Annotated in this window: 23 protein-coding genes and 1 tRNA gene; 8 read left to right on the top strand and 16 right to left on the bottom strand. The window is 73.3% G+C overall.

Annotated features, from left to right (window positions below):
- Positions 1-48: 48 nt before the first annotated feature.
- From ACLV7J_RS09875 to ACLV7J_RS09860, 4 genes are read right to left on the bottom strand one after another with little or no spacing between them, the layout of a single operon-like run.
- Positions 49-1,878 carry an AAA family ATPase gene (locus ACLV7J_RS09875; protein WP_411868933.1) on the bottom strand — a complete coding sequence of 610 codons (1,830 nt, stop codon included), beginning with the start codon at positions 1,876-1,878 and terminating at the stop codon, positions 49-51.
- Positions 1,875-5,681 carry a UvrD-helicase domain-containing protein gene (locus tag ACLV7J_RS09870; protein ID WP_411868932.1) on the bottom strand — a complete coding sequence of 1,269 codons (3,807 nt, stop codon included), beginning with the start codon at positions 5,679-5,681 and terminating at the stop codon, positions 1,875-1,877. Before ACLV7J_RS09870 ends, ACLV7J_RS09875 begins: the two co-directional genes overlap by 4 nt.
- On the bottom strand, positions 5,678-9,055 hold the full coding sequence (locus ACLV7J_RS09865; protein WP_411868931.1) for an exodeoxyribonuclease V subunit gamma: 3,378 nt from the start codon (positions 9,053-9,055) through the stop codon (positions 5,678-5,680). The genes ACLV7J_RS09870 and ACLV7J_RS09865 overlap by 4 nt, the downstream gene beginning before the upstream one ends.
- Before the next feature lie 3 nt (positions 9,056-9,058).
- On the bottom strand, positions 9,059-9,751 hold the full coding sequence (locus ACLV7J_RS09860; RefSeq protein WP_411868930.1) for a metallophosphoesterase: 693 nt from the start codon (positions 9,749-9,751) through the stop codon (positions 9,059-9,061).
- 248 nt (positions 9,752-9,999) lie between these two features.
- Here ACLV7J_RS09860 and ACLV7J_RS09855 point away from each other — a divergent pair, with 248 nt between their 5' ends.
- A complete protein-coding gene (locus tag ACLV7J_RS09855) occupies positions 10,000-10,338 on the top strand; it encodes a hypothetical protein (RefSeq protein ID WP_411868929.1) in 339 nt (112 codons plus the stop codon).
- A 34-nt stretch (positions 10,339-10,372) separates the two neighbouring features.
- Here ACLV7J_RS09855 and ACLV7J_RS09850 read toward each other — a convergent pair whose 3' ends face one another.
- Entirely contained in the window at positions 10,373-10,693 is a 321-nt protein-coding gene (locus ACLV7J_RS09850; protein WP_411868928.1) for an MgPME-cyclase complex family protein, read from the bottom strand.
- Positions 10,690-11,439, bottom strand: coding sequence for a pyridoxine 5'-phosphate synthase (locus tag ACLV7J_RS09845; protein ID WP_411868927.1), 750 nt, complete (start codon positions 11,437-11,439; stop codon positions 10,690-10,692). Before ACLV7J_RS09845 ends, ACLV7J_RS09850 begins: the two co-directional genes overlap by 4 nt.
- A gap of 364 nt (positions 11,440-11,803) precedes the next feature.
- Here ACLV7J_RS09845 and ACLV7J_RS09840 point away from each other — a divergent pair, with 364 nt between their 5' ends.
- From ACLV7J_RS09840 to grxD, 4 genes are all read left to right on the top strand, one after another.
- The gene (locus ACLV7J_RS09840; RefSeq protein WP_411868926.1) at positions 11,804-12,592 is read left to right on the top strand and encodes a lysophospholipid acyltransferase family protein; all 789 of its coding nucleotides are present in this window, start codon (positions 11,804-11,806) and stop codon (positions 12,590-12,592) included.
- A 26-nt stretch (positions 12,593-12,618) separates the two neighbouring features.
- Positions 12,619-13,167, top strand: coding sequence for a hypothetical protein (locus ACLV7J_RS09835; protein ID WP_411868925.1), 549 nt, complete (start codon positions 12,619-12,621; stop codon positions 13,165-13,167).
- 100 nt (positions 13,168-13,267) lie between these two features.
- The gene (locus ACLV7J_RS09830; RefSeq protein ID WP_255125639.1) at positions 13,268-13,501 is read left to right on the top strand and encodes a BolA/IbaG family iron-sulfur metabolism protein; all 234 of its coding nucleotides are present in this window, start codon (positions 13,268-13,270) and stop codon (positions 13,499-13,501) included.
- Positions 13,502-13,525: 24 nt separating this feature from the next.
- Complete coding sequence (grxD, locus tag ACLV7J_RS09825) at positions 13,526-13,846, top strand: Grx4 family monothiol glutaredoxin (RefSeq protein WP_411868924.1); 321 nt, start codon at positions 13,526-13,528, stop codon at positions 13,844-13,846.
- Between the two features lie 53 nt (positions 13,847-13,899).
- On the opposite strand, the gene ACLV7J_RS09820 is transcribed toward grxD, so the two are convergent.
- Complete coding sequence (locus tag ACLV7J_RS09820) at positions 13,900-14,166, bottom strand: DUF6761 family protein (protein WP_255125637.1); 267 nt, start codon at positions 14,164-14,166, stop codon at positions 13,900-13,902.
- A 207-nt stretch (positions 14,167-14,373) separates the two neighbouring features.
- On the opposite strand from ACLV7J_RS09820, the gene ACLV7J_RS09815 reads away from it, so the two are divergent.
- The gene (locus ACLV7J_RS09815; protein ID WP_411868923.1) at positions 14,374-15,099 is read left to right on the top strand and encodes a response regulator transcription factor; all 726 of its coding nucleotides are present in this window, start codon (positions 14,374-14,376) and stop codon (positions 15,097-15,099) included.
- 4 nt (positions 15,100-15,103) lie between these two features.
- Here the strand turns inward: ACLV7J_RS09815 and ACLV7J_RS09810 are convergent, their stop codons facing one another.
- From ACLV7J_RS09810 to ACLV7J_RS09785, 6 genes are all read right to left on the bottom strand, one after another.
- Complete coding sequence (locus ACLV7J_RS09810; RefSeq protein ID WP_411868922.1) at positions 15,104-15,703, bottom strand: hypothetical protein; 600 nt, start codon at positions 15,701-15,703, stop codon at positions 15,104-15,106.
- On the bottom strand, positions 15,700-15,984 hold the full coding sequence (locus ACLV7J_RS09805) for a hypothetical protein (protein WP_411868921.1): 285 nt from the start codon (positions 15,982-15,984) through the stop codon (positions 15,700-15,702). Before ACLV7J_RS09805 ends, ACLV7J_RS09810 begins: the two co-directional genes overlap by 4 nt.
- 94 nt (positions 15,985-16,078) lie before the next feature.
- Complete coding sequence (crtH, locus tag ACLV7J_RS09800; RefSeq protein ID WP_411868920.1) at positions 16,079-17,689, bottom strand: carotenoid isomerase; 1,611 nt, start codon at positions 17,687-17,689, stop codon at positions 16,079-16,081.
- Between the two features lie 32 nt (positions 17,690-17,721).
- The gene (gene trmFO / locus ACLV7J_RS09795; protein WP_411868919.1) at positions 17,722-19,125 is read right to left on the bottom strand and encodes an FADH(2)-oxidizing methylenetetrahydrofolate--tRNA-(uracil(54)-C(5))-methyltransferase TrmFO; all 1,404 of its coding nucleotides are present in this window, start codon (positions 19,123-19,125) and stop codon (positions 17,722-17,724) included.
- 65 nt (positions 19,126-19,190) lie between these two features.
- A complete protein-coding gene (locus ACLV7J_RS09790) occupies positions 19,191-19,313 on the bottom strand; it encodes a photosystem II protein Y (protein ID WP_411868918.1) in 123 nt (40 codons plus the stop codon).
- Positions 19,314-19,424: 111 nt separating this feature from the next.
- On the bottom strand, positions 19,425-19,946 hold the full coding sequence (locus tag ACLV7J_RS09785) for a gamma carbonic anhydrase family protein (protein ID WP_411868917.1): 522 nt from the start codon (positions 19,944-19,946) through the stop codon (positions 19,425-19,427).
- Positions 19,947-20,060: 114 nt separating this feature from the next.
- Between ACLV7J_RS09785 and ACLV7J_RS09780 the strand changes: the two genes are divergently transcribed.
- Positions 20,061-20,132 (top strand) — tRNA-Lys (locus ACLV7J_RS09780).
- Positions 20,133-20,375: 243 nt separating this feature from the next.
- On the top strand, positions 20,376-21,746 hold the full coding sequence (locus tag ACLV7J_RS09775; RefSeq protein ID WP_411868916.1) for a hypothetical protein: 1,371 nt from the start codon (positions 20,376-20,378) through the stop codon (positions 21,744-21,746).
- Positions 21,747-21,789: 43 nt separating this feature from the next.
- Here ACLV7J_RS09775 and ACLV7J_RS09770 read toward each other — a convergent pair whose 3' ends face one another.
- From ACLV7J_RS09770 to ACLV7J_RS09760, 3 genes are all read right to left on the bottom strand, one after another.
- Complete coding sequence (locus ACLV7J_RS09770; RefSeq protein ID WP_411868915.1) at positions 21,790-22,074, bottom strand: hypothetical protein; 285 nt, start codon at positions 22,072-22,074, stop codon at positions 21,790-21,792.
- The gene (locus ACLV7J_RS09765) at positions 22,067-22,264 is read right to left on the bottom strand and encodes a hypothetical protein (RefSeq protein ID WP_411868914.1); all 198 of its coding nucleotides are present in this window, start codon (positions 22,262-22,264) and stop codon (positions 22,067-22,069) included. Before ACLV7J_RS09765 ends, ACLV7J_RS09770 begins: the two co-directional genes overlap by 8 nt.
- A 94-nt stretch (positions 22,265-22,358) precedes the next feature.
- A complete protein-coding gene (locus tag ACLV7J_RS09760) occupies positions 22,359-22,676 on the bottom strand; it encodes a hypothetical protein (RefSeq protein WP_411868913.1) in 318 nt (105 codons plus the stop codon).
- Positions 22,677-22,710 lie beyond the last annotated feature (34 nt).

The following is a 22,710-nucleotide window of genomic DNA, read 5'->3' as shown; positions in this document are numbered from 1 at the left end:
GACGGGCAGGCCTGGCAGTGCCCTGACGCTAGGCAGGGGGCACGGCCTTCAGGGCTGCAGCCACTCCGGATCCGGCGGCGTGATCAGGCTGGCCTGCAGGCGGGCGCGGGTGAGACCGGTGTAGAGCAGCCGCGGATCCCAGTGGCGGCTGGGGGGCATCAGCAGCAGCACCTCGCCGTACTGGCTCCCCTGGGACTTGTGGATCGTCAGGGCCAGGGCCGGTTCCGCCCCCCCCAGCCGCGCCGGGTGCAGCAGCCTCGGGCCCGGGAACAGCACCAGCCGCTCGCCGCGGCGCTCCACCAGCACGCCGATGTCGCCGTTGGCCAGGCCCTGCTCGGGCAGGTTGCGCTGGTTCAGCACCGGCGTGGCCAGGGGCCAGTGCTGCAGCGGGCGGCCGACGCTCTCCCCCAGCAGCTGGCGGTGGATCTCCTCCACCCCCCAGCGCCCCTGGCGCACGGGGCTGAGCAGGATGCAGGCCTCCAGTTCGGCGAGCAGCGCGTCCACGCCCCCGGGAAGCGGCTCCTGGGCGGGCTCCCCGTTGGCGATGGCCTCGGCGGTGCCTGTGGCGTTGGCGGCGGCGGCTTCGGGCCAGGCCAGCGCCAGGGCCAGGGCCCGCAGCCGCTGCTGGTGGGCGCGCAGGCGCTCCAGGGCCTGCTGGGGCGGGCGGTTCAGCGGCAGCCGCTGCCAGCGGAGGTTGTCGGTGGGGGACAGACCCTGCAGCTGCGCGCGCAACGGCGCCGCCACGGCCGGTTGCACACCCGGCCGCAGGCTCTGGGCCAGCTGCGCCAGGGCGCCGTTGTTGCGGTAGGTGGTCGTGAGTTCCACCATCGCCTCCCCCAGGGCGACCTGGCGGGCGGGGCGGTGCAGCTCCAGCAGCACGGCCCCGGGGCCCACCGGTGCCAGCTGGGCCGGATCCCCCACCAGCACCAGCTGGCAGCGGGCCGGCAGGGCGTCCAGCAGGGCCTGCATCAGCGGCAGATCCACCATCGACACCTCGTCCACCACCAGCAGATCGAGGCCCAGGGGATGGCGGCGGTCGCGACCGAAGCGCTCGCCGTTGCTCTCCAGGAGCCGGTGCAGGGTGGTGCAGGGGGCCCGCTCCAGCCGGGCGGCGATGGCGGGATCGAGCTGCCCGGCCCCCGCCGCCAGGGCCTGCTGCAGGCGGGTGGCGGCCTTGCCGGTGGGGGCCGCCAGGTGCAGCCGCAGCTGTGGATCCACGGCCAGGGCGGCCCCGAGCATCTGCACGACGGTGCTGGTCTTGCCGGTGCCGGGGCCGCCGCCGAGCAGCACGAGGCGATGGCGCAGCAGGGCCGCCACGGCCCGCTGCTGCTGGGGGTCGAGGCCATGGCCGGCGGCTGTGGCCACGGCCCTCGCGATGGCCTCGGGCGGCAGCGGCGGCTCCAGCGGCGCGGCGGCGCGCTCGGCCAGGGCCGCCAGCACCGCCTCGAGCTGGCTGTGCCAGCGGCGCCAGCGCAGCCGGTCCCCGTCCAGCACCAGGGGCGCCTCGACGGGGACGGCGGGGTCTGCGGGGTGCGTGTCGCAGGTCTCGCCGGGCTGGGCCAGGGCCTCCGCGGGCACCACCAGCGGCGATGCCTCCAGGGCCCGGCGGTGGCCCTCCGGCCAGTGCACTGCCGTCACCTCCGCCGGCGCCGGCCCCGCCAGCTCCAGCTCCAGCGCTCCCCGCTCCAGGGCTCCTGCGAGGGCGGCGATCAGTTCGAGCAGCAGGGGATCGCCGGCTCCGCCATAGAGCCGCGGCAGGGTGTTCAGCAGGGCGGTGGCCAGGGGGCCCGGGCCCTGGGTCTGGGCCGGCGGCGCGGCTGGTGGCTGGGCGGCCGTCGGCTGGAGCGGCTCCGGTGCGGCCTGCTGGTTCCGGGTCATCGGGCGCCCTCCTGCAGCAGCCGATCGAGGGCCAGCAGGCGCTCCAGGGGCGGCTGCTCCACCAGCATCCCCGGCACGGGGTCGGCTGCCGTTGGGCCGGGCGCGCCGCGCAGGAACACGTAGGCGTAGCCGCCCAGGTGACGCTCCGGTGTGTAGCCGGGCAGGCGCCAGCGCAGGTAGCGGTGCAGGGCCACCAGATAGAGGTGGGCCTGGAGCGGGTAGTGGTTGGTGGCCATCAGCTCGGCCATCGCCGCCTGGTCGTAGTGGAGCGGACCGCAGGCCAGGGGCTGGCCGCTGGCGTCGCGCTCCCCCAGCCAGTTGCTCTTCCAGTCGGCCACCCACCAGCGCTCGCCGCAGCGGAACACCAGGTCGATCGAGCCGGTGAGGAAGCCGCGGCTGGCCACCTCAAGCCGGGCCAGGGCCCGGGCATAGGTGGGGCCGAACAGGCCGCCGGGATGGGCGGCGAACACCGCCGCCAGGGCCTGGGCCGTGACGCAGGGGCGCCGGCCGTTCTCCCCGCCGGCCGTGCCCAGCCCCGCGTCCGCCCGCACCGCCAGGGGTAGATCGAAGTTCATCTCGTTGAGCCGCTGCTGCCGCTCCAGATCCGCAAGGCGGAAGCGGCCGAGGGGGCCGCCGAGGGGCGTGAGCCGCAGCCGCTCCAGGCCCTCCTGCAGCGAACCGGCCAGGGCCGGTTCGAGGCCGGCCCGCCCCAGCTCCCGCTCCACCACGGCCCGTGTGGCCGGGTGGCTGGAGTCCTGGCGGTAGTCGATCTGCTCGAGGATGGCGTGCAGGGCCTCGCCGGGGCCGGCGCCGCGGGGGAAGTCCGCCAGGGGGCCCTGGCGCTCCAGGGGCGCCTCCGGGGCGGCGGGGATCGGGGCCTCGCCGCTCGCCAGGGCAGGGGCCTCACGCTCCCCAAGGCCGGGCGCTTCACTGTCGCGGCTGAGGGCATCGGTGTCGCGCCCCTCCTCGGCGGCCTGGGGCGGCAGGGGGCTGGCGCTGTGGGCCCAGCTGGAGTAGCTGGCCCGGCCCCAGCGGCTGTCGAGCCGGTGCTGGGGGACGGGCCCGCCGGTGAGGGTGCCCTCGGGAGCCTCCGGGGTCCAGTGCTGGTCTGGGGCGGGCAGCGCGGCGGGATCGAGGTGATGCAGCGGCAGGTCCGCCCGCAGGGTGCCGCCGGGCTCCAGCAGCCAGGGGGCCAGGGGATTGGCGCCGTGCTTCTGCTCCTGCCGCCAGCCGAGCACCAGCAGGTGCTGGGCCCGGGTGGCGGCCACGTAGGCCAGGCGCTCGCTCTCCTGTTCCTGGGCGGCCTGGTGGTCGAGGGCGGCCTGGCGGCCCACCCCCCAGTGGGGACTGAGGTGCAGATCCAGGCGCGCCGCCCGGCCGCCGGGCGGCCGCCAGCGGCGCCCGAGCTCACGGCTGGCGCCGGTGGGGGGCTGGGGCGCCATCCACAGGTAGGGGCAGATCACCACCGGATACTCCAGCCCCTTGCTGCGGTGAACGGTCACCACCGCGATCGAGGAATCGGCGGCGGCGCTGTGCAGCTGGTGGGCTTCCGGCACCTCCCGGTCGGGGTCGAGTCGCAGGCGCCGCAGCCAGTCGGCCGCGGCGGCGGCCGTGAGGCCGTGGCGATGCATGTGCTCCTGGGCCAGCTCCGCCGCCTGTTGCAGGTCCGCCAGGGCCCGCCCCCCCAGCGACAGCCGGGCCAGGCCCTCGGTGCGCAGCAGCTGGCCCAGGGCCGCCATCAGCCCCTGGCGCGGCAGTGCCACGGCCAGACGGCTGAGCACATCGGCCAGCGCGTCCCAGGCCTCCGGAGGGGCCGCCGCGATGCGCTCGGCCGACCAGCCCAGCAGCGGTGAGGCCGCCAGCAGCCGCTGCCGGCCCCCATGGCCGGGATCCGCCAGGGCATCGAGCAGCCGCTGCAGGCCCGTGGCCCCCTCGCTGGCGAACACGTCGCCGCGGCTCACCAGCCGGCTGGGCAGGTGGCGTCGCTCCAGGGCCCGCCGCAGCTCCTCCGCCTGGCTGTGGCGGGCCACCAGCAGGCAGAGATCGCCGGGCTCCAGGGGGCGTTCGCGGTCTGCCCTGCCCGCGGCGCCGGGCTGGCGCAAGGGCAGGCGGCGCTGCAGCAGATCAAGGCAGAGGCCCGCCACCTGCTCCGGCAGGGTCTCGCTGTCCAGCTCCAGCAGCTGCAGCGGTGCTTCGCCTGGCGGCAGCCGCAGCTCCCCCTTGCGGGCGCAGGCCTCCACCGCCGGCACGTCGAGGCCGGAGCGCCGCAGGCCCGCCGGCCCCATCAGGGCGTTGAACCCCGCCACCAGCCCCTCGGAGGAGCGGCGGTTCTGGGTGAGGCCGTAGCAGCTGTCGGCCCGATCGCGGGCCTGGCGGTAGGTGGCCAGCTCGCCGCCGCGGAAGCGGTAGATGGCCTGCTTGGGGTCGCCCACCATCACCAGCAGGTGGCGGGCCGGCGTGCCGGGCGGGGCGGTGAAGGCCCGCTCGAGGATGCGCCACTGGATCGGGTCCGTGTCCTGGAACTCGTCGATCAGGGCCACCCGGTAGCGCTCAGCCACCGCCGCGATCAGGGCGCCCTGGCCGTCGCCTGCGCCGGGATCCAGGCCCTCGAGCAGCTGGCCGAAGCCCATGCGGCCGCTGCGGCCGCGGCGCCGGGCCAGCTCGCGGCGGCCCCAGTGGGCGAAGTGCAGCAGCAGCCGTTCGGCGGGGCCATCCACCAGCTCGGCGATCGCCTGCAGCAGCGGCGCCTCCGGCAGGGGCCGGCCCTCCCCCTCGATCGGCGCCGTGGCCTTCACGTAGGGGCCCGGGTGGAAGACGTCGACCAGCAGCCGCTCGCGGGTCTTCTTGGCGCTGTTGCTGAACTCCAGCACCTCCCCGTAGCCCGGCACCGCGCCGTTGCGGGCCGCGATCCAGGTGCTCACCTGGGCGTCCCGTCCGCTGGGCTTGAGCACGTAGGGCTCGTATTTGGCCCCGGCCCGTTTCAGGTCGGCGGCGGTGGCGGCGAGGGCCTGCTCCAGGGCCGCCCCCCGCTGCTGCCACGCGGCCTCGAACCGCTGCCAGAGCCCGGGCCAGAGCGCTGTGAGCTGGGGGGCCAGGGGCTGCTCCAGGTCGAGCTCCGCCGGCAGGGGATCGAGCTCCAGGGCGGGATCGCCGTCGAGTCGCCGCAGCAGCGACTCCAGCACCTGGGGGTTCAGCCCCCGCTGCTGCAGCCCCGCCAGCAGCGCCGGCGGAACGGGCAGCACCTGCTGCTGCCAGTAGTCGTGGCACACCTGGGCCAGCCGCTCCCCGTCGTCGCTCTCCAGCTCCACGGCCGGACCCAGGCCCGCTTCGAGGGAGCGGCGCTGCAGGGTGCGGCGGCAGAAGCCGTGGATGGTGGTGATGTCGGCCCGATCGAGCTCCTCGAGGGCCAGCAGCAGCTGGCCGCGCACCCGCCGGCCGTCGTGTTGGTGCTCCAGCCAGGCCAGCAGCACCGGATCGGGCTGGTGGGAGCCACGCTCAGGGGCCTCGGGATCGGGGGGGCCGGGCTCAGACGGTCTGGCGCTGGCCTCCACCAGGGCCAGGGCCTCCTGCAGGCGCAGGGCGATCCGGTCCCGCAGCTCGGCGGCGGCGGCCTCGGTGAAGGTCACCACCAGCAGCTGCTGCAGGGTGAGGGGAACCTCGGGGCGGGTGACCAGCCGCAGCACCAGGTGGGCCAGGGCAAAGGTCTTGCCGGTGCCGGCGCTGGCCTCCAGCAGCCGCACACCCGGATCCAGCAGGAAGCGGTTGGCGTCGAAGGGCTGCAGGGCGGGGCCGGCGGAACTCACGGTTTCACCTCCTCGTAGAGGGCGAGCACCGGTTGCCAGAGCTCCAGGGCCCATTGTTCAAAGGCTTCCCCCAGCAGCTCCCGGGCCGGCAGCGAGGCCCCGAAGCAGAGGGCCTGGGCCTCCTGGTCGCGTTCGCCCGGTCCCTGGAAGCCCCCTTCCCAGCAGGCCGCCGCCTTGCTGAAGCCCGATCCGGGCTTCTTGGCCTCCGCCGCCGCGAAGGCCCAGCCCGTATCCGGTGGCACGGGCCAGCAGTGCTGCCGGAACTGCTCCCGCCAGGCCCGCAGCTGCTCCAGCTGCTCCCGGGCCGCGGCGGCCGGCGGGGGGGCGAAGCGCCCCACCACCCGGAAGCGCGGCCCGTCCCGGCCGATCAACACACCGCGCTCCGGCGTCTGGCCGGCCGCGGCGGCCAGCACCAGCTCCAGCCACAGCTGCAGCACCTGGCGACTGCGCACCCTGGCGGTGTGGGCTAGCACCAGGGCATCGCCGCGCCAGCGCAGCTCCGCCGCCAGCGCGCCATGGCGGGCAGTCTCCAGCCGCTCCTCCCCCAGCTGGGCCAGGCAGTCCCGCAGGGAGCTCCAGCGGCTGCTGAGCTGCTGGGCCTCCAGCTGGCCGGCGGCGTGGGGCGGCAAGACCCCCTGCCCCCGCTGCAGCCGCACCCAGTCGGGGGCGTCCTCGCCGCTGGCGGCGCTCCGCTCGAGCTGCTGGCGCAGCAGGCTGGCGCGGCTGCGCTCGTCCAGGGCCAGGGGTTCGAGGTCCTGCACCTGCTGGCCCCACTCCCTGGGCCTCAGCCCCAGGGCCGCCAGCCAGCTCTCCTGGGGGGCCAGCAGCCAGTGCTGCAGGTCGGTGAAGGCCTCGGCCTCCGGATCCGCATGGCTGCCGGACCCGGGGGCTGGACCGGCGGCCAGGGGCTGGGGAGGGGTGGCGCCGCGTCGATCCAGCATCCGGCGGGCCTCCAGCAGCCGCCGGTCGCAGCTGGCGGGCGGCCAGGGCCCCTCCGCCAGGAAGTTGCGCCGCTCCAGGGGATTGGGACTGTGGTCCCGTCGCAGCCGCGCCACGGCTTTGGGGCCCAGCTCCTGCTCCAGCAGCGCCAGCCACTGGCGCACGGGGGTGGAGGGCATCAGGGCCTCGCCGGTGCGCTCGTCGCGGCTGCTCCAGCTGATCAGCAGGTGCTCCCGGGCCGAGAGCAGGCTCTCCAGCAGCACGTAGCGGTCCTGGTCACCGGGGCTGGGGTCCCCCAGCTGGCGCTGCTGCTCCATCAGGTGGAAGCCGGGGCGCTCCCGCTGGCGGGGGAAGCTGCCGGCATCGAGGCCCATCAGCACGATCACCCGGTGGGGGATGGCCCGCATCGGCTCCAGGGCGCTGATGGTGAGGGCGCCGCTGCGGTGACCGAAGCGGCCGCTGTCGGCGCCGAGGCGCTCCCCCAGCACCTCCGCCACCACCGGCGCCTCCAGCTGCAGCGGACTGGCGGCGGCCAGCTCCGTCCAGTCGGCGAGGGCCGCGTGGATCGCCTGCAGCTCCCAGGCCCGCTCGCCGCCCTGGCCGAACAGCTCCGTCAGCAGCCCCCGCAGCAGCTCCGCCCAGGCCGCCGGTGTGCGGGGCCGGGCCAGCTGCTCGAGGGCCCGCCTCAGGCCCAGCAGCAGCTGCAACCAGCGGCCCTGCTGCTCCAGGCTGCCGGCCATGGCGAGCGGTGCGGTCCCGGCCGGTGCCAGGCCGGGCTGCTCCGGCAGCACCAGGCCGAGCACCAGCCGGTCCAGGGCCCAGGCCAGGCTGTGGGTCGGGTCGCCGCCGCGGGCGGCGCCATCGAGGCCCCAGCGGAAGCCGGCGCGCTGCAGCAGCTCCGTGATCGCGCCGGCCTCCGTGGGCGGCACCTGGCGGTGCTCCAGCAGGGGCCGGCAGGCCAGCAGCCCCTCCAGGGCCGAGGCCGTGAGCCGCTCGCCCCCCAGCTCCAGCAGGGCCAGCAGGCCGCTGCTGATGCCGGCCTCGCTCTGCTGGCTGCGGTCGGTGAGCCGCCAGGGCAGCTCCACCCCGGTGGCCTCGCTATCGCCGAACACGGCCCCCACCAGCGGGGCGAAGGCCTCCACCTGGGGCGTCATCACCAGGATGTCGCGGGGGGCCAGGCTGGGATCGGCGGCCAGCAGCTGCAGGATGCGGTCGCGCACGATCTGCACCTGGCGCAGCCGGCCCGGGCAGGCGTGGAACTCCAGGGAGGGGTCGCCCGCGGTCAGCTCCAGCGGCGCGGCCTCGTCCGGGTCCACCAGCCGCTGCTGCAGCTGCTCCAGCAGGGTCGGCTCCCGCTGCTGCTGCTCGCGGGCCAGGCAGGCGGCGCCCAGGAACAGGTCCCGCTCCTCCCAGGCGCCGAGCTGGGTGTCGCCGGAGCCCTCCAGCAGCTGCTGGAACTCGGCCCCCAGCCGCCCGAAGCGGGCCTCCAGGCCGGGGACCTCCAGCAGCCAGTCCTCCCCGAGGGGATCGAGGGCCGCGCCGCTGAGCCCACCACCGAGTCCGCCACAGCCTGTGCCGACCCGCTGCCACAGGGCGCGGCAGGGGGTGAGCAGGTAGAGCTCCACCTCCAGGTGACCGGAGAGGGCCTGCAGCAGCTCCACCTGCACCGGCGCCATGCTGCTCAGGCCGAACAGGCGCAGGGGGCTGCCGCGCTCCAGGCCCGGGATCGGCCGATCCCGGGGCCAGTGCCGCAGGCGCTCGATGGCGTCGGCCACCCGCAGCCCGAACGGCGCCCGTCCCAGCCGCTCCGCCAGCCGGGTGAACAGCAGCGGCTGCCACTGCTGCAGCGCCGGCAGGGGCTGGCCGCGTCCATCGAGCCGCTGGCCGGCACTCCAGGCGGCGAGCATCGCCGGGCGGTAGAGGGTGTAGTCGTCGAAGGCATCGGCGATGGCCCGGCCCAGCTGCCAGAGGGGACGGTCCAGGTGGCCCAGGGCGAGCGGCCCCGAGTCGTGGCCTGCTGGACCGTCGCCATGGCCCCGCTGCTGCAGCCACTGGCGCAGCAGCGTCGCCTCGCCCTGCTGCACCAGCTCCGGCAGCAGCTCCAGCAGCGGCCACACCAGCTGGTTGGCGCGCCAGGGATCGGCGCCCGCGGCTGGGCTGCCCCCGTCGTCACCGTCCTGCAGCACGGCCTCCACCAGCTGGCGCAGGTGGCTGCCGGGGAAGGGGAAGCGCAGGTTGGCGGCGATGCCGTCGGCAAAGGCACCGGCGCCGCTCCCGAGCCCGAGCGCCAGCTGTTCCCCCAGCCAGCGGCTGGTGGGCCAGGTGTTGACCACCACCTGCACCGGCTCGAAGGGCCCCGGCGGACTGAGCCGCAGCCGGGCGGCCAGGAGCTGGGCCAGCAGTTCAGCCCGGTTGCTGCGGTAGACCGTGAGCAAGGGTCAGCGGCGGCTCAGGCTGGGAGCCTGGGGGATGAAGCGCTCCATGCCGGGCCAGGGCTCCAGGCCCTGGGGCTGATCACCGGCCCGCAGCCCCGGCACGGACACGACGTCTCCGGTCTCGGGGCAGTAGGCACTCAGGGCGCCGCCGTAGCAGGCGCCGGTGTCCACCATCACGATGTGGCGCAGATGCCGCACGTGGGGTCCGGGGGTGTGGCCGATCACCACCTGGCCGAAGCGGCCGTCGTAGTGGTCCCAGAAGGCCATGCGGACCGTCAGATCCGGCTGCCAGCTGATCGGATCGAAGCCGGCGTGGGTGGCCACCCAGCCGTCGCCCCAGTAGGCGAGGGGCAGGTGGTCGAGCCGCTCCAGCCAGGCGCGGCAGAGGCGATCGCCGAGGTGGCGGTAGGTGTCGCAGCCGGCCAGGCCCTGCTGGGCGCGCCAGCTGCCGCTCTGCAGGGCCTGCACCAGGCCCTGTTCGTGGTTGCCCTTGAGCCACACGGCCCGGCCGCACTGCACCAGCCCCCAGGCGCGCTCCATCGTGGCCGCGATTCCGGGCCCCCGGTTGATCACATCGCCGCAGAACACGAGCCGGTCCTGGGCCGGCAGCGTGTCGAGCAGCCGCTCCAGGGCGGCATCACAGCCATGGACATCGCCGATCACCCAATGGCGGGAGCGGCTGCTGGGGGACGCCATGGATCGGACGCGTTAGGACCAGTGTTGCCTCCGATACCGCCTTCTGTCAGCCCCTGCGCAGACGGATGGCCGGCTCGGCACTGACTCGGCAGCGGCTCAGCAGCGCTGATAGCTTGCGCCAACACGCAGCAGCGGCCGGAGGCGCGGTAGCGATGGATTCCGAGGCCCCGGTTCCCGCCACCCAGGATTCACAACCTTCGTCGGCTCCGGCCCCAGCTCCTTCCCCGCAGGATCTGAGGGCCCTGCCCGTGGGCCGCCGGGTGGCCGCCCTGGTGAAGGCCCTCGATGGCGCCCAGCGCACCAACGAGGCCCTGGCCCGCTGCACCGATGGCGACGCCATGGTGGAGGTGCTGCTGGATGCCTCCAGCAAGCTGGGGCTGGGCCTCAGCCGCGCCGACCTGCTGCGCACCCCGCCCATCCGCGACTGGATCTGGTGGAAGAACAAGGAGGCGGTGTTCACCGTGGGGGACTCCAAGCCCCGCTACCAGCAGGACGGCCAGCAGGGCCGCCCGGAGCCCGCCCGGACCGGCCAGACCCCCACCCCCGAGGGCGAGGCGCCGCGCCGGAAGTTTCTCGGGCTGTTCTGAGCGGCCCGGCTCAGGGGGTTCAGCCCTGAGCCGCTCAGCCGAGGCTGGCCAGGGCGTCGCTGATGCTGGGGCTGGGGGCTTCGAAGCTGCCCCTGGCCACGAATTCCAGGCGCAGCTTGAGGAATTCGATGAATTTGGGATCGCTGGACACCACCGCTGCCGCAGGCCGGGGGACGCCGGCGGCCACGCCCGCCAGTTCGGGGGCCTCCAGGAAGGCCGGGCGCTTCACCAGCCAGAAGTCGATCGCCTTGCCGGTTTCGCCGTAGTGGCGCACCCGCTCCCTGAGCACCTCGTCGAGGGGCTCCTCCACGGTGAGGAAGGCCTCGCTGGCGGCCACGAAGTGGTACTGGGTCATGGGGCGGTGTTGCCGAACAGGGGGTCCCGGCGGGGATTCTGAACCAAGGCCCGCATCTCGCTGACGGCCTGCTGCAGGCCCACCGCCAGGGCCCGGGCCACGATCGTGTGGCCGATGTTCAGCTCCTCCATCCCCTCGATCGCCGCCACCGGCTCCACGTTCTGATAGGTGAGGCCATGGCCGGCGTTGACCCGCAGGCCGAGGCTGCGGGCGATCAAGCTGCCCTCGGTGAGGCGGGCCAGCTCCAGGGGCTGCTGGCTCCAGCTGGCCTCCGCATAGGTGCCGGTGTGCAGCTCCACCCAGCGGGCGCCGGTGGCCCGGCAGGCCTCCAGCTGGCGCGCCTCGGCATCCACGAACAGGCTCACGCCGATGCCGGCGTCCTGCAGCCGGCCCACTAGGCCGGAGAGGGCCTGCTGTTGGCTGGCCACGTCCAGGCCGCCTTCGGTGGTGACCTCCTCGCGCTTCTCCGGCACCAGGGTCACCATGTCGGGCCGGAGGCGCAGGGCGATGGCCTCCATCTCGGGGGTGGCGGCCATCTCCAGGTTGAGCCGGCTGCGCACCACGTGGCGCAGCAGCTCCACGTCCCGGTCCTGGATGTGGCGCCGGTCTTCGCGCAGGTGCACGGTGATGCCGTCGGCGCCGCCCAGTTCCGCCAGCAGGGCGTAGCTCACCGGGTCGGGCTCCACGGTGCGGCGGGCCTGGCGCACGTTGGCGATGTGATCGATGTTCACGCCGAGGCTGGCCATGGCACCGGAGAGGGGGCGAGTCCGGATCCTATGGATCGCCTGGGCCCAGCGCGGAGCTGGGCGTGCGGCGCTGGCCGTGGGGAGCTGGGCGCCAGGGGTGCGGGTCAGGGCCGCGCGGGCAACTGCCCGCACCGGCGCCATCGGCCGCCGGGTGGCCCCTAGGTTTTCATCCATGGCCAAGGTGGCGGGGCGCCCGGTCCAGGTCTGAGCCCTGGCCCACGGGCCAGGCCAGCCGTACAGGCCAGGCCAACAGTTCACCAGACCGGATCAGACGAGTTCAGATCAGACCAGTTCAGACCAGGCCAGCCCTTCGGTCCAGGCCAACAGTTCAGTCCAGGCGCGGATGACGGCCCAGCAGGCGCAGATGACAGCCCCGACGATGGCCAACCAGACCGGGGCCGAGCCCGTGCCGCCCCCCGCGCCGTCATCCCCCCAGGCCGCGGCGACCGCCTCCCTGGCCCTGAGCCGGCGGGAGCGCAGCCTCTGCAACGGCATCAACCCCTGGCTGGCGCCCCTGGCGATGGTGCTCACCCAGGACGTCGCCCTGCGGGGCTTCTTCCGCGCCGGCGTGCGCGTGCAGGGGGCCGAGCACCTGCCGCACTCCGGGCCGGTGCTGCTGGCGCCCACCCACCGCTCCCGCTGGGATGCGCTGATGCTGCCCCATGCCGCCGGCCGCCGCGTCAGCGGCCGCGACTGCCGCTTCATGGTCAGCAGCGACGAGATGGTGGGACTGCAGGGCTGGTTCCTGCACCGGCTCGGCTGCTTCCCGGTCAACCCCCGCAAGCCGGCGGCGGCCTCGCTGCGCCTGGCGGTGGAGCTGCTGCAGGCCGGCCAGCAGCTGGTGGTGTTCCCCGAGGGCCGGATCATTCAGGACGGCGAGGACGCCCTGCGGCTGATGCCGGGCCTGGCGCGGCTGGCGGCCCTGGCGGTGGGCCAGGGGGTGTCGGTGCCGGTGGTGCCGGTGGGCCTGGCCTACGGCCACGCCAAGCCCCGCTTCGGTGACCGCGCCGCCCTCTGCTTTGCGCCGCCGCTGACGCTGGCGGGGGTGGGCCGCCAGGCGGCGGCCGATCTCAACAGGGAGCTGGCGGCTGCGATGCGATCAGCTGAGGAAGCGGCCCGCCTGCTGGTGGGGCGTCCCCTGCAGGGCCCGTAGAGTTTTTTCACCTCATCGGAGTTGCCGTGCGTCGGCCCCTCGCAGCCCTTAGCCTCGCCGCCCTGGCCGCCGCTTCGGCTGCTGGACTGGCCTTCAGCCCAGTCCTCAGCGGTCCCGCCGCCGCCCAGGAGGAGCCCCAGAAGGTGCTCGAGTCCGGCACGACCGGCCTCAACCTGGCGGCGGTGAACGCCAAGGTGGCCCAGGGCGATGCCGCCGCCGCCGCCGGCCGTCTGGCTGAAGCCCGCGCCGCCTACGACCAGGCTCGCTCCGGTGCCCAGAGCCTGACCCGCTTCTACCGCAACCTCAGCGGCGCCTTCCGCGGCCTCGATGCCCGCATCCCCCGCGAGATGGACCAGAAGGGCCGCGAAGCCCTGGAACTGCAGGCCAGCATCAACCTGCGCCTGGCGGCCTTGCTGCGCCGCCAGAACCAGCCTGAGGTGGCCGTCCCCCTGCTGGTGGAGGTGATCCAGATCATGACCCCCGCCAGCGCCATGGGCCAGAAGGCCTACCAGAACCTGCTGGAACTGGGCTTTGTCACCACCCCCTACGCCGCCGCCGGCGCCGCAGCGTCCTGATCCGGCTCCGACGCTGGCCGGCGTCCGTGGCGCCCGTCGCCAGCCAGATCGCGAGCGCGGGCGCCTAGATTCTGCGCCCGTTGCCGCGTCCCCGGTCTGCATGGTCCATCCCGACCAGGTCCGCTCCGCCATCACCCAGGCCCTGCCCGATGCCGTCGTCGCCGTGGAGGATCTCACCGGCGGTGGCGATCACCTCTCGGTGAGCGTCGTCTCGGCGGCCTTCGCCGGCCTGAGCCGGGTGAAGCAGCACCAGCTCGTCTACGGCGCCCTGCGCAGCGAACTGGCCAGCGAGGCCATCCACGCCCTGGCCCTCAACACCTCGGTTCCCGCCTGAATCCCCCCCGCCACCGTTCAACCCATGGATCCCAGCACCCAGCAGCGCATCGAGGCCCTGGTCGCCACCAGCCCCGTGTTCGTGTTCATGAAGGGCAGCAAGCTGATGCCCCAGTGCGGCTTCAGCAACAACGTGGTTCAGATCCTCAACGCCCTGGCCGTGCCGTTTGAGACGTTCGACGTGCTCTCCGACGCCGAGATCCGTCAGGGCATCAAGGAGTTCTCCGACTGGCCGACGATTCCCCAGGTGTATGTGAACGGCGAGTTCATCGGCGGCTCGGACATCCTGATCGAGCTCTACAACTCCGGCGAACTGCGCGAGACCCTGGCCGTCGCCCTGGCCTGAGCCGCGGTCCGCTCAGCCGCTCCGGTCAGCCGTTCCGGCCAGCCCTCAGCCCCTCAGTTCCGACCGGATTCGTAGAGGGTGCTGAGGTCGCCGCCGGGGCCCACGAAGCTGGAGGGATCCATGATCCAGCGGTCCACCATCTCCTCGAGCCGCCGCTGGGCGATCGGATCGAGGATGGCGGTGCGGCGCAGGGCGTGCAGGTAGCCGTCCGCGTAGAGGCGCAGCTCCGAAGGGCCGTGGTAGCGGCTCGCCAGCGACTGGCAGGCGTCACACAGGGACTGGAAGTGACGGATGGCGTCGGGGTTCTGCAGGGAGGTCATGACCGGGGCTCAGGCTGGGGGCCTGCAACGACGACGCGGGGGGCGGGAGAGCGGGCCAGGGGTTGGGCCAGCTGGGAAGGCAGCGCCCGATACCACTGTGCGGCTGGAATTCCCGATAGCCTAAGCAGAGACCGGGAGTAGCGGGTGGAACTCGCGCCAAAACAGATCCCAGTCGCGGCGGCTTCTGGACCGACGCCAGGAGCCGGCATGGGCGCCGGCGGCCCCGCTTCCGAGCTGGGCCTCAAGCGGGTGCTGGTGGTGGATCCCCACCCCACCCTGCGCACGGTGCTGGCCCAGCGCCTGCGCCAGGACGGCCACCTCTCGGCCGCCGTGGCGACCGCCGCCGAGGCCGTGGCCCTCTGCGAAGACCAGACCCCCGATCTGCTGGTGTCGGCCGAGCTGCTGGAGGAGACCTCCGCCCTGCGGCTGGCGGCTCAGCTGCGCTGCCCGGTGATGGTGCTCACGGCCCGCTCCGGCGCCGAGCCGGTGGTGGCCCTGCTCGATGCCGGCGCCGACGACGTGCTGCGCAAGCCCTTCGGCCTGGAGGAGCTGGCGGCCCGCTGCCGCAGCCTGCTGCGCCGCAGTGGCAGCGGCCTGCAGGAGCGCGTCTGCGTGGGGCCTCTGGAGGTGCATCTGCTGCTGCGCCAGGTGACCCTGCGGGACCAGCCCGTGGAGCTCAGCCCCCGGGAATTCGCCCTGCTCTGTGCGCTGCTGATGCCGCCGGGCACCGTGCGCAGTCGCTCGGAGCTGCTGCGCATGGCCTGGCCCCCGTTCAGTGGTGGGCCCCGCTCGGTGGACACCCAGGTGCTCACCCTGCGCCGCAAGCTTGAGCAGGCCGGCCTGGGCGAGGGCGGCGGCATCGAGACCGTGCGCCAGCAGGGCTACCGCTTCAGCCTCGACACCCTGCCCGAGCCCAGCAGCGCCCAGCCCTAGCGGGCTACGGCCCGGGAATCGCCCAGACCCCCCGGACCAGGGCCGCGCCGGCCAGCAGTTCCGCCGCCAGCATCAGGGCGGTGAGCACGGCCAGCAGCTTGTAGGTCCAGGGCGGGCTGATGCGGCCGATGGCGCTGGTGTCCAGGCCGGTGCGGGCCTGGAGTTGCTCCATCAGTCCGTCCAGGTGCTGCACCCGTTGCGGCAGCAGGTAGGCCTGGCCAGGGGACGTGGCGCCGGCTGCCGTGGCCCGGCGCACGTACCAGACCCGGCCCCCCTGGCTGGTGGCCACGGGCGTGAGGCCCGTGATCTCGCGCCACTCCAGCCGCCAGCCGCGCCGCAGCAGCCAGGCGCACCAGCCGGGATGGCCCACCGCCAGGCCCGAATCGTCCACGCTCACCTGTTCGCTGGTGGCGGCCACCACCAGCAGCAGCCCCAGCGGCAGGGCCAGGCCGAGGCCGGTGCGCAGCTCGGGCGGTGCCAGGGCCGGCAGGGGCAACACCAGGGCCAGATAGAGGCCGATCAGGGTGAAGCGGATCAGCGGCGCCATCGGGTAATGGCGGACCCCCGCTGGCTGGTCGGCGCCGGCTGCCGGAGCGGACGTCATCGGTCTTCGGGGGAGCCGGGCAGGGGTTCGATCAGGGTCGGCGGCACGTAGCGGCCGCTGAACACCTCCTGTTCGCGCCCCTTCCAGAACTCGCCCAGGCGCATCAGATCGGCGGTGGCCTCCTGCAGCTTGCCCACGAACTCGTCGGGGTCCATGGAGTCCTTGGCCTCCTTGAGCTTGGTGAGCCGCAGCAGGTGCAGCATCCACGGCTTGCCCAGCTCGCCCCGCTGCTCCAGGTAGCGGGCCAGGTCCTCGGAACTGGGGGTGGGGGAGCTGCTCATGCCGCGCGCCTCAGGTTGTTCACCCTATGGAGCGCCCAGCGGCCAGCGTGATCGGCGAGCGGGCCGGTTTTCCGCAGCCCACTGGTGGGCCAGCTCAGGCGGGCAGGGCCCAGGGGTTGAGGCCCAGGTCGGCGCCGATGCGGTGGGCGCAGGCGAAGCCGCTGAAGGCCACGGCGTTGAGCCCCTGGCCGGGGAAGCAGGAATCGCCCACGCAGTAGAGGCCGCGCAGGCCGGTGCGGTTGAAGGGCATCGGCAGCAGGCCGGGCAGGCGCAGGGCGGGGATCGGGCCGTAGCTGCCGCCCATGCGGCCCAGGAAGCGGCGATGGCTGCGGGGGGTGCCCACCTCGCGGTGGCGGATGGCCCCGGCCAGGCCGGGCAGGATCGCCTCCAGGCGCTGGATCAGCCGGTCGGCGTCGGCCTGCTTCTTGGCGGCGTAGGAGCTGGGGCCCAGGCCCTGCCAGTGCTCCATGGAGCTCGGGGTGAAGCTGTGCACGATGTGGTGGCCGGGCGGGGCCAGGGCGGGATCCAGCAGGGTCGGGATCGACACGAAGATCACCCCCTGTTCGTCCTCCATGGCGCTCCACTCCTCGAGCATCAGGTGGTGGCAGTGGAAGCCCGCGGGGATCAGCGAGGCCTCCACCCCCAGGTGCAGCGAGAGGAAGGAGGGGGAGGGCCGGTAGCGGCGCCGCCAGCGGCTTTCGGCGGCCGGGGTGTGGGCGGCATCCACCAGGGCCGAGGCGGCGGGGCGATGGATGGTGTGGTCCTCCGTTGCGGTGGCCTCCGTCGCGGTGGCGAAGGTGTCCCAGCGGGTGGCGTTGCTCACCACCCGCCGGGCCTGGATCTGCTCGCCGCTGGCCAGCTGCACCCCCACGGCCTGGGCGTTGGGGCCCTCGCCGTCGAACAGCACCCGGGTCACGCGCGCCTTGTAGCGGATCTGGCCGCCATGGCTCTCCAGACCCGCCACCAGCTTCTCGGCGATCACGCCGACGCCGCCTCTGGGGTAGTTGATGCCGCCGGCATGGCGATCGGAGAACACCATGCCGGCGTTGATCATCGGCGTGAGGTCTGCGGGCATCACGCTCCAGCAGAAGCACTCCATGTCGATGAACTTGAGCAGGGCCGGATCCTGGATGTGCCGGCGGGCCACATCGCCCACGTTCACCGGCAGCCAGCGGGCCAGCCCCAGGCAGGCCAGCGGGGCCCGGAAGAACACCTTGGCCAGGTAGGCCGGATCCTCCAGCGACAGCAGGGGCATCGCATCGAGGCAGCGGAACACCTGCCAGCAGGTGTCGTAGAAGGCGCGGATGCCCTTGGCCTCGTGGGGGAACAGGGCCGTGAGCCGGGCCACGAAGCTGTCGTAGTCGCGGTCGACGGCCACGTTCAGGCCGCCGGGCAGGTGGTATTCGAGCTGGGCTGGATCGGGGATGGTGTCGCAGTGCTGGCCCACGTCGGCCAGGGCGCGGGTGAGCAGGTTGGTGTGGCCCTGATCTCCGAAGCCGAAGATCATCGAGGCGCCCACATCGAAGGTGTAGCCGTCGCGCCGGAAGCTGCCGCCCGATCCGCCCGGGATCATGTACCGCTCGAGCACCAGCACCCTGGCGCCCTTGGCGGCCAGCTGGGAGGCGGTCACGAGGCCGCCGATGCCGGCGCCGATCACCACGACATCCCAGGTGGCGGCGGGGCTGCTGGCGGGCACAGGCGACATGGCTGGGAAGGCTCCGACCCTAGGTGCCGGCCTCAGGCGCAGACGAGCGGGCGCTCGCTGGCCTGGGCCGTGAAGGGCGCCAGATCGGCCAGGGCCCGGTCGCGGTAGGCGCCGTAGCGCTCGCGCTTGCCCTGGATGCGGCTGGGCAGCTCCGGCAGCAGGCCGAAGTTCGGCGGCATCGGCTGGAAGCCGCCACGTTTGCCCTTGCCGCCGCAGGGGGCCTCGGCGATGAAGTGGGTGAGGGCGCCGATCATCGTGGTGGGCGGCAGGGCGATGGGCTCCAGGCCCCGGGCCAGGCGGGCGGCGTTGGTGCCCGCCAGCCAGCCGCCGGCCACGGCCGCCGCGTAGCCCTCGGTGCCGGTGATCTGCCCCGCCGCCAGCAGGCTGGGCCGGCTGCGGAACTGCAGGGTGGGATCGAGCAGCTGGGGCGATTCCAGGAAGGTGTTGCGGTGCATCACCCCGAAGCGCACGAACTCGGCGTTCTCCAGACCCGGGATCAGGCGCAGCACCCGCTTCTGCTCGCCCCACTTGAGGTTGGTCTGGAAGCCCACCAGGTTCCAGAGGCGGCCGTCCTTGTCTTCCTGGCGCAGCTGCACCACGGCGTAGGCGCGCTTGGCGCGGCGCACATCCCGGTCGTTCACGTCGCCCCAGCGGGGGTCCCAGAGGCCGATCGGCTTGAGCGGGCCGTAGCGCATGGTGTCCTCGCCGCGGCGGGCCAGCTCCTCGATCGGAAGACAGCCCTCGAAGAAGGTGGCGCTCTCCTTCTCGAAGTCCTTGAGGTCGGCCTGCTCGGCGCTCAGCAGCGCCTCGCGGAAGGCGAGGAACTGCTCCTTGGTCATGGGGCAGTTGATGTAGTCGGCGTCGCCCTTGTCGTAGCGGGAGGCGCGGAAGGCCACCGACAGGTCGATGCTCTCCCCCTCGACGATCGGGCTGGCGGCGTCGAAGAAGTGGCAGTCGGCGCGGCCGGTGAAGGCCCGCAGCTGCTCCGCCAGGGCTTCGCTGGTGAGCGGGCCGGTGGCCAGCACGGCGATCTCACCGGGGCCGGGCAGCTCACCGTGCTCGCGGCGCTCCACCGTGACCAGGGGGTGCTGCTCCAGGGCGGCGGTGAGGGCGGCGCTGTAGCGGCCCCGATCCACCGCCAGGGCGCCGCCGGCGGGCACGGCATGGGCATCGGCGGTGCCGATCACCAGGGATCCCAGGCGCCGCAGTTCCTCCTGGAGGAGACCGGCGGCCCGGTCACTGCTGAGGGCTCCGAAGCTGTTGCTGCAGACCAGCTCCGCGAACTCGGCGCTGTGGTGGGCCGGCGAGCGGCGCACCGGCCGCATCTCCACCAGCCGCACCGGCAGACCGGCCTGGGCGATCTGCCAGGCCGCCTCGGTGCCAGCCAGGCCGGCCCCGATCACCAGCAAGGGCTCTGGGCTGCTGCTGCTGGGCATGGACACGCGGACACCGGCTCGGCCTGAGGAGGCAGGCTAGGAGCCGGTCCGCACAGGCGAGCTGATCAGGCGCGGGCGCGCTTGAGCATCAGCTGCAGCTGGCCCACGGCGGCGCGGCCGATGTTGAACGCGGCCCAGCCCACGGCCAGCAGTACGGGGGCGGCGACGAGCAGGAGCCGTGCGTCCATGGCGGGGGGGAGAAAACTGCGTGGGGCGATCTTAAGGACCTGCTCCGGCTTCAGGGGGCTCCGGCGCCGCGGCTGATCGAATTTGCAGCAAATCGCGGGGCTGCGAGGGCCTCAGGGGCTGAAGCCCAGCTCAGGGCTGCGGCCGGCGTGGGCCATGGCCAGCTGCCGGTAGCGCCGGGCGTGCAGGCGCTGCTCAGCGGCCGCCTCCTCACTCAGCTCGCGCTTCACCTGGGCCGGGGCCCCCATGACGAGGGCCCTCGGCGGCACGTCCTTGGTGACCACCGAACCCGCCGCCACCAGCGCGCCGGCCCCCACCGTGACGCCGTTGAGCACCACGGCGCCGATGCCGATCAGGCAGCCGTCCTCCAGGGTGGCGCCATGGACCACGGCCCGGTGGCCGATGGTCACGTCCGCCCCGATCCGCACCGGCTGGCCGGGATCGCCGTGCAGCACTGCCCCGTCCTGCACGTTGCTGCCCTCGCCGATCACGATCGGGCAGACGTCGCCGCGGGCCACGGCCGTCGGCCAGAGGCTGGCGCCCGCCGCCACCTGCACATCGCCGATCAGCACCGCCGAGTCGGCCACCCAGGCGTCGGGATGCACGGTTGGGTCTGGCCAGGGAAAGGCGTCCATGGGCAGGGCATTGGGGCGCAGACCCCATCCTGGGGCGGCTTGGAGCTCGGTCCCCCTGGGTGATACGTTCTCTTGGTGCCCGCAAGGGCCACCCCGCGGGTTCACCCCAAGGGCGGGTCGCTAGCTCAGCGGTAGAGCACTCGGCTTTTAACCGATTGGTCCTGAGTTCGAATCTCAGGCGACCCACTTTCTGAAATCCTTTGGACTGCAAGGCTTTTCCCTTGCGTCGCAGTGATTTTGGGGCTCCCGGATGGCCGGTTACCCCAGGCGAATTGAGTCCGCGGAGAGCCGCCGAAGACCGTAGTTGTGCCATTTCCTTGGCATAACTGCCAAGAACTGCCAAACGCGCAGGCCGTCTCATGGGTCCGTCTCATGACCGGTCTGCGGGGCGTGCAACAGGGGAACCCTCCTCTCAGTGGTTTCACCCCCATGCCCTGCCTGGTCTCCCCCTTGGAGCGCGCCAACGGGATCCTGCGCCTCCATGAGCTGCCCCTGCGGATCCGGGAACGCCGCAACAGCCAGTGGCTGAGCGTCTACGAAATCCTCCCGAATGGCCGTGTGCTGGAGCGGGCCATGCGTGGTTACTCGGCAAGCAGCGATGGCGATGTCAGCCGCCTGTGCGACGCCTTGGTTGAGGTCTCGAAGGGCGATCGTCCTCTGCCCTGGACCAGCCTTGCCGAGCCCAGCACGGCAAGCACCGCCCACCTGACCCAGCCCTGCTGGCCCGAGATCTGTGAAGCCGTGGTGGCCTTTCAGCGGCGCCAGGGCGTGAACATGAATCTGGCGGGCCCGTTCAAGGGCAAGGGCTACTTCTGTCTGCTGCCGGTGGACCAGCCGGCCACGGAAGAGGACGTGCGCCGCTTTGCGGTGCACACCAGCGAGAGCCTCAAGGCCCGGCTGGAGGATCCGGCGGAACCGCTGGTTCCGATGGCGACCCATCGCCAGGGCTTCCGGCAGAAGCGGGAGGTGGTGTCACTGCTGCGCCGTGCCGGCTTCGGGGCGATCGCCCCACAGACACTGAGCGAGGAGCTCAAGGGGATGGTGAACCGCAAGAAGCAGGCGCTTGTGGCGGCCGGCGAATCGCGCCGGCGGATCCCCATCACCGAGGCGATCGAGCAGTGGCTGGATGCGGTGATGGAGGAGGACCCGCTGTGGGGCTGGGTGTTCGCGATGGTCGCCACCTACGGTCTGCGGCCCCATGAGGTGTGGCACATCGCGGAGCTGCCCGACGCCCAGGGCATGGTCAGCGTGGGAATCGCCGCCCGCCATATCAAGGTCACCAAGACCGGCTTCCGGGTGGCGCTGCCCCTGCCGGCCGCCTGGGTGGAGCGCTACGGCCTGGGCGGCCACAACGGCGAGCGGCGGCTGGCGGAGCTGCGACGCCGCTATCGGCCCCGCTACGTGAATGAGGAGGGGCAGCCCTACGACCCCGAGCGGGACCTGGTGATGCGCTGCGACAACAACGAGCGCCTCGGTGCTGTGTGCTGCCACAAGCTGCGCAGCAGTGATGCCAAGGCGGAGTTCGAGCTGCAGCACAAGCTCTATGCCTGGGTGGAGACGGCCCCGGCCCAGGGCAAGCGCAAGGCCCAGCGCCGCCGGGAGCGCTGCGTGCCCTACGACCTGCGCCACGCCTATGCGATCCGGGCACGGGAGACGACGACCTGGAACTACGCGGATGTGGCGGCGGTGATGGGCCACAGCCCGGAGGTGCACCGGCGCACGTATCTGAGCGAGATCAGCGGGGAGCAGACCAAGGCATCGGTGGCGCGGCGGATGCTCACGCAGTTCGAGGCCGCCTGAGGGCAGCGGGGGAGGGGAAGGGGCTGGAGCCCCCTCCCCTGAATCAGGGTGCCTGTTCCGGGCTGCTCGGGGAGAGGGCGCTGGCTGGGAACCACCGCCTGGCAGCGATCACCTCTCTGCAGTGATCGAGGTGCCAGAGGTGGTCGGAGCGCGGGGCGGCCGGGTTCTTGCGCACCCAGTGGACGCCCTGGCGCAGGACCCGCCGCTGTCGCCAGCGGCAGAGGGTGGAGCGGCTGATGGTCAGGCGCTGGCAGAGCGCAGCGGTCTCCAACCAGAGGCTTTCCGCTGCTGGCGCCTGGGCTGCCGGGGTGTCAGTGGCGTCAGCCAAGGCGTCCCAGGGCGAGCTGACAGCGCTGCAGGTGCCAGAGCAGGTGGGAGCGTCTGGCGGTGGGGTTCTTGGGCACTAGGTGCCGGCCGTCCTTGAGCAGGCCCTGGCGGCGGATGGAGAAGAGGGTGGTGCGGCTGATGGCCAGCTGGGTGCAGAGCTGGTCGGTGGTCAGCCAGAGATCAGCGGCCATGGGCAGTGGCGTGGAATCCGCTGCGGCTGATGCCTGCAGCAGGGGAGGCTACCGGCGGTGGCTGGGGTGCCCGGGGGTTGTGCTTCTTGGGGCCTCAGTCCTCCCAGTCCCAGACGCCCATCCGCTCGAGCCAGGCGTCGCTCTGTTCGGGATCCCAGCCGTGGCTGCTCTCCAACAGGTCGGCGATCGCGATCATCAGGTCGAAGACCTCCCCCGCGTAGCCGCCCTGACGCTGGGCCTGCTGCTGGAGGGCCTGGGCCAGCTGGAGCAGCTCCAGCTCTTCAAGAAGCCCGGCCTGGTCCGCAGCGGCCTGGGCGTGGGCGGCATCGGCCCTGGCCCAGGGCCAGTGGCTGGGCCAGAGGCTGTGCTGCCACGGCAGACACCAGGTCAGGAGTCGGTGCAGGTGCGGCACGGGCGCAGGGACGGGGCCCTTGAGGGTTCCGGGC

The organism is Vulcanococcus limneticus LL, from assembly GCF_943369875.1.
GTDB lineage: Bacteria > Cyanobacteriota > Cyanobacteriia > PCC-6307 > Cyanobiaceae > Vulcanococcus > Vulcanococcus limneticus_A.
This window is presented reverse-complemented; position numbering and strand designations above follow the sequence as displayed.

What these genes read in the sequence shown, in the direction of transcription:
- ACLV7J_RS09875 (WP_411868933.1), bottom strand. Translation starts at nt 1,878, where the DNA reads ATGACCCGGAACCAGCAGGCCGCACCGGAGCCGCTCCAGCCGACGGCC.
- ACLV7J_RS09860 (WP_411868930.1), bottom strand. Translation starts at nt 9,751, where the DNA reads ATGGCGTCCCCCAGCAGCCGCTCCCGCCATTGGGTGATCGGCGATGTC.
- ACLV7J_RS09850 (WP_411868928.1), bottom strand. Translation starts at nt 10,693, where the DNA reads ATGACCCAGTACCACTTCGTGGCCGCCAGCGAGGCCTTCCTCACCGTG.
- ACLV7J_RS09845 (WP_411868927.1), bottom strand. Translation starts at nt 11,439, where the DNA reads ATGGCCAGCCTCGGCGTGAACATCGATCACATCGCCAACGTGCGCCAG.
- ACLV7J_RS09840 (WP_411868926.1), top strand. Translation starts at nt 11,804, where the DNA reads ATGACAGCCCCGACGATGGCCAACCAGACCGGGGCCGAGCCCGTGCCG.
- ACLV7J_RS09830 (WP_255125639.1), top strand. Translation starts at nt 13,268, where the DNA reads ATGGTCCATCCCGACCAGGTCCGCTCCGCCATCACCCAGGCCCTGCCC.
- grxD (WP_411868924.1), top strand. Translation starts at nt 13,526, where the DNA reads ATGGATCCCAGCACCCAGCAGCGCATCGAGGCCCTGGTCGCCACCAGC.
- ACLV7J_RS09820 (WP_255125637.1), bottom strand. Translation starts at nt 14,166, where the DNA reads ATGACCTCCCTGCAGAACCCCGACGCCATCCGTCACTTCCAGTCCCTG.
- ACLV7J_RS09815 (WP_411868923.1), top strand. Translation starts at nt 14,374, where the DNA reads ATGGGCGCCGGCGGCCCCGCTTCCGAGCTGGGCCTCAAGCGGGTGCTG.
- ACLV7J_RS09810 (WP_411868922.1), bottom strand. Translation starts at nt 15,703, where the DNA reads ATGACGTCCGCTCCGGCAGCCGGCGCCGACCAGCCAGCGGGGGTCCGC.
- ACLV7J_RS09805 (WP_411868921.1), bottom strand. Translation starts at nt 15,984, where the DNA reads ATGAGCAGCTCCCCCACCCCCAGTTCCGAGGACCTGGCCCGCTACCTG.
- crtH (WP_411868920.1), bottom strand. Translation starts at nt 17,689, where the DNA reads ATGTCGCCTGTGCCCGCCAGCAGCCCCGCCGCCACCTGGGATGTCGTG.
- trmFO (WP_411868919.1), bottom strand. Translation starts at nt 19,125, where the DNA reads ATGCCCAGCAGCAGCAGCCCAGAGCCCTTGCTGGTGATCGGGGCCGGC.
- ACLV7J_RS09790 (WP_411868918.1), bottom strand. Translation starts at nt 19,313, where the DNA reads ATGGACGCACGGCTCCTGCTCGTCGCCGCCCCCGTACTGCTGGCCGTG.
- ACLV7J_RS09785 (WP_411868917.1), bottom strand. Translation starts at nt 19,946, where the DNA reads ATGGACGCCTTTCCCTGGCCAGACCCAACCGTGCATCCCGACGCCTGG.
- ACLV7J_RS09775 (WP_411868916.1), top strand. Translation starts at nt 20,376, where the DNA reads ATGCCCTGCCTGGTCTCCCCCTTGGAGCGCGCCAACGGGATCCTGCGC.
- ACLV7J_RS09765 (WP_411868914.1), bottom strand. Translation starts at nt 22,264, where the DNA reads ATGGCCGCTGATCTCTGGCTGACCACCGACCAGCTCTGCACCCAGCTG.